The 3727-nt window shown below is 71.2% G+C and carries 2 pseudogenes; one reads left to right on the forward strand and one right to left on the reverse strand.

Features of this window, described 5'->3' with window-relative positions:
- Positions 1–1613 (reverse strand): annotated as a pseudogene (locus tag KUTG_RS48615) (hypothetical protein); the annotation flags it as partial.
- A 595-nt stretch (positions 1614–2208) separates the two neighbouring features.
- On the opposite strand from KUTG_RS48615, the pseudogene KUTG_RS66855 reads away from it, so the two are divergent.
- Positions 2209–2532: pseudogene (locus tag KUTG_RS66855) on the forward strand (hypothetical protein); the annotation flags it as partial.
- Between the last annotated feature and the right edge of the window lie 1195 nt (positions 2533–3727).

The raw sequence follows: 3727 nt of genomic DNA on the forward strand, positions 1-3727 counted from the left end.
AGCTTGCCGCGTGTGGCCAGTATCAGCGCGGCGAACTGGTACATGCCGGTCTGGCAGAGGTCGCTGCCGAACCGCGGGCCGGTGGAGATGCTCTTGCGGGCCAGCTCAAGGGCGTCGTCGAACCGCCCGCGTCCGGCGGCCAGCAGGGCCCGGCCCGGCAGACGCAGGTGGTCGGCGGGCAGCCGCATGTCGCAGAGCAGCCGTTCGGCCCGGTCCAGGTCGCCGAGGGTCAGGAGGGCGCCGGCATACCAGTAGGCCTGCTCCAGCCGGCCATGCGTGTCCCGATCGAAGTCGGGCCGGTCGGAGTCCGGCAGGGCGGCGACGGCGTCGTCGAACTCGGCCGGCGCGCCGAGCCAGAGCGCTGCGAGTGCGCGCAGGGGCACCGCCTGCGGTTCCGGGGTCGCTGCCGTCACCTCACTGGCTTCCCGCCAGCGGTTGAGCAGGATCAGGGCGAGGCCGCGGATGCTGGTCCGGTACGGGTGCTCGCCGGGCCAGGGCAGCCAGTCCTCATCGGCGATGCGCTTCAGCGTGGCGGTGTCGCCGGCGTCGCGCAGCGCGCTGAGATGCACGAAGTAGGTCAGTACGCGCTGCTCGGGACCGAGTTCGCCGGCCAGTGAGCACAGCAGCGTCTCCGAGGTCCGCAACGCCAGCACGGGGGTGCCACCGGCAAGGCACAGGCGGGCGTGCCGCAGCAGGATCTCGGTCCGCTCGGCGGTGTCCGAGGTCAACTCGGCGGCCGCCCGCAACCACAGGAGGGCCAGGTCGCTGTCGCGGGCCGCCATCCGGCCCGCGTGGACGAGCAGTTCGGCTTTGGCGCGCTTGTGCTCCACCATGCGGCCGGCGTTGACCAACTGGTCCGGCAGGTACTCGCAACCGGGGTCGGGGGCGGTGCCGTCCCACAATGCGGACACGGCGAGTTGCGCCAGCCGCCGACGTTCGAAGGGGCCCATGGCCCAGGGCAGGACGAGCTCCACCAACGGCAACCGGAACCGCCAGCTCGCCGTCGCCCGGCAGTGCCGCAGCACGCCGGCCTCCTCGAGGAGGGACAGCATGCGCCGGGCCTCGGACTCGGACACGCCGAGGGCGTCGGCCAACAGCCGCGTGGTGGCCGGACCGAGCACGGCCAGCACGGATGCCGCCTTGGCCGCCACCCACAGGGCACTGCCCAGCCTTCGGATCGGCAGCACCAGTTCGTCGGTGTCCGCCAGACGCGGCGGGACCCGCACCGGTCCCTGATAGGCGTGCTGGTCGACGATCCGGACCAGCCCGTGCTCCACGGCGACCCGGAGCGCGGCGGTCGTGGCGGCCGGCCACCCCCTGGTGAGCTGCCACAGCCGGCTGACCAGCTCGGCTTCGGGCTTGGCCCCGGTCACCGTGGTGACCAGCGTTGTGAGCTCACGACACGGCAGTGGCCGCAGGGTGACGTGACGCACCGCGCGGTCCCGGCTCAGCCGGCCGAGCGCGGCGTCCATGGCCGGCGCGATCCTGGCGGGGACGGGGAGCGCCACCGTGGCCAGGCAGCTGGCTCCGGTGCTGGCGATCTGCCTGGCCAGACCCTCCAACCCGGCCGGCGCCGCCTCGGTGAGCCGCTGCACCTCCTCAAGGACGACCACGGTCGTCGCTGGATCGGCGCCTGAGAGGAGTGCGGGAATGCTGCCCGCGAGATGAGGAAAAGGTGTATTCGAGTTGAACGAGAGATTAACGGTAGTCATACCGTAGTCCTCGGCATGCGCGCGTATTGTGGCCACGGCGCGCGGTAGCTCGAGGTGCGCGGGGCCGCTGAGGACAACCAGCCTCGGCTCGCCTGACCTCAGTGTGTCGATGATTTCGACGCAGGAATGCTCGTGTGCGCCGTCGACGGGTCTCCGGCGCTGGCCGCCGGCTGGACGAATTGGACTCTTCATCTCGATCTGGTCACACTCGTTCCCCGTGCGTCACCATTGCGGCGCTCACTCGTATCCGGGTGTGGACTCATGGGGGAAGTCCCTTAACGTGAGCGACGGTTCGTTGGATCGGGTTAGTTGGGCTACGGTCTGTGACAGGCTAGCGTCGCCTGTTAGGGTGCGACACCACGAATAGCTCGGCGTTTGATCAGAACGGGTGAGTGTGGGCAGGTAAAAGAGGAGGCCGCCGGTGTCCCGGGAAGGCAGTGGCTTGTTGGGGCGCGACAGCGAGTTGGCGATGATCGAGCAAGTTGCAGGTAGACCCATGCTTCTGGTCGTCCGCGCAGGCTCTGGAGCGGGGAAAACGGCTCTGCTCGACGAGGTCCGGCGTAGCTGGGCCGCGCGTGACGTGAAGAGTCTTCATATTCAATTCGACGATGAGACTCCCCGCTGGGACCGGTTCGGCGCCAACGCCGTGGTGGCGGCATTCCGCAAAAGTTTCACCGAATTCGGCGATTCGCGGATGGCGACCGCGCTGGCCGCGGTGAGCCAGCTTTGCCTGCCCGATACCTATCGTTCCGCACGGGCCCGGTCGGGGCTTTTCGTCGAACTCGTGCGGCTGTTCGGCAGCCTGGGGCAGGACGTGCCGCCGGTGGTGGTGTTCGACGATCTTCACGCCGCGTCCGACCCGGGCCTCGCGGTGACCGCCGCCCGGCACGCCGGCTGCACCGTCGTGGCCGCCTGCCGTGAGGACGCGATCGCCGAGCCCACATCGTTGACCTCGCTCGCCGACCACGTCCTCGACCTCGAGCCGCTGTCCGACGGCCAGGTCGACGAGTTGGTCGCCAACGCCGTCCGGGCGCCGCTCGACCAGGCCGTGGCGCCCGCCGTTCGGGCCGCGCTCGGTTGCCTGCGCGGGAATCCGGGCTCCGTCCTGTCCGTGCTTGAAACGCTTCAGCGACAGGGCTCGCTCACCGCGGTGCTGGGCGTGCTGTGCCTGGCCGAGCCGGCGGAACCGATCGCGTTGCCCGCCGACCACGAGCTGGTGCGGCTGGTGGAGCTGGTGCCCGAGGTCGGGCCGGCGCTGGTGGCGGTGGTCGCCACCACCGAGCGGTTCAGAGTCGACGACCTGCTGGCCTTCTCCCTGGCGACCGGCCGGGATCACGGGACCTGCGGACGCGTCACGGACCTGTTGGTCGCGGGCGGCGCGCTGGGATGCGACGCGCAGGGCGCCCTGTCCATCACCTGTCCGGCGCTGGCTACCGCCGTGCTGAACGCGGTGGGCGAGGGACAGGTGCGTGACCTGCACCGCGCGCTTGCGGAACACCTGCTGCGTGGCGACCACTCGTTGCCGCCGGAACCCGCCGTGGTGGCCGACCACATCGCGCTGGCAGGCGCCGCCCTGCCCCTGGACGCGGCCCTCGTCCCGCTGCTGTGCGGCGAGGCGGCCAGGGTCTTGCTGGCCAAGCCGGCGCTGGCTGCCCGCTGGTATCGCGCCGCGCTGGTCCACTGCCGGCCGCAGGATCCCGTCCGTGCCCGCGAGATGACCAGCGCGCTGCTGCGTCTGTTGGTGCGGATCGGCCGCTACGACTGGCTCGGCGAAGTCGTCGGAGAGGCGGTCGCCGCCGGCGTGTCCGACCGCGAGCGGTACGAGCTGGCCGTCTCGGCGACGCTGGCGGCCCTGCACACCGGTGTGCCGACACCCCAGGCGGTGCGGGAGGCGCTGGCCGCCGACCCGGCCGGCGTGGCACTGCTGCGATTCGGCGACAGCTGGTTCGACGGCCGGGAGGCGCTGCGGCTCGACGAGGTGACGGCGGCGTTCGCCCCGTTCCGCCGCGGTGTGG

The organism is Kutzneria sp. 744 (genome assembly GCF_000568255.1).
In the GTDB taxonomy this organism is placed as follows: domain Bacteria; phylum Actinomycetota; class Actinomycetes; order Mycobacteriales; family Pseudonocardiaceae; genus Kutzneria.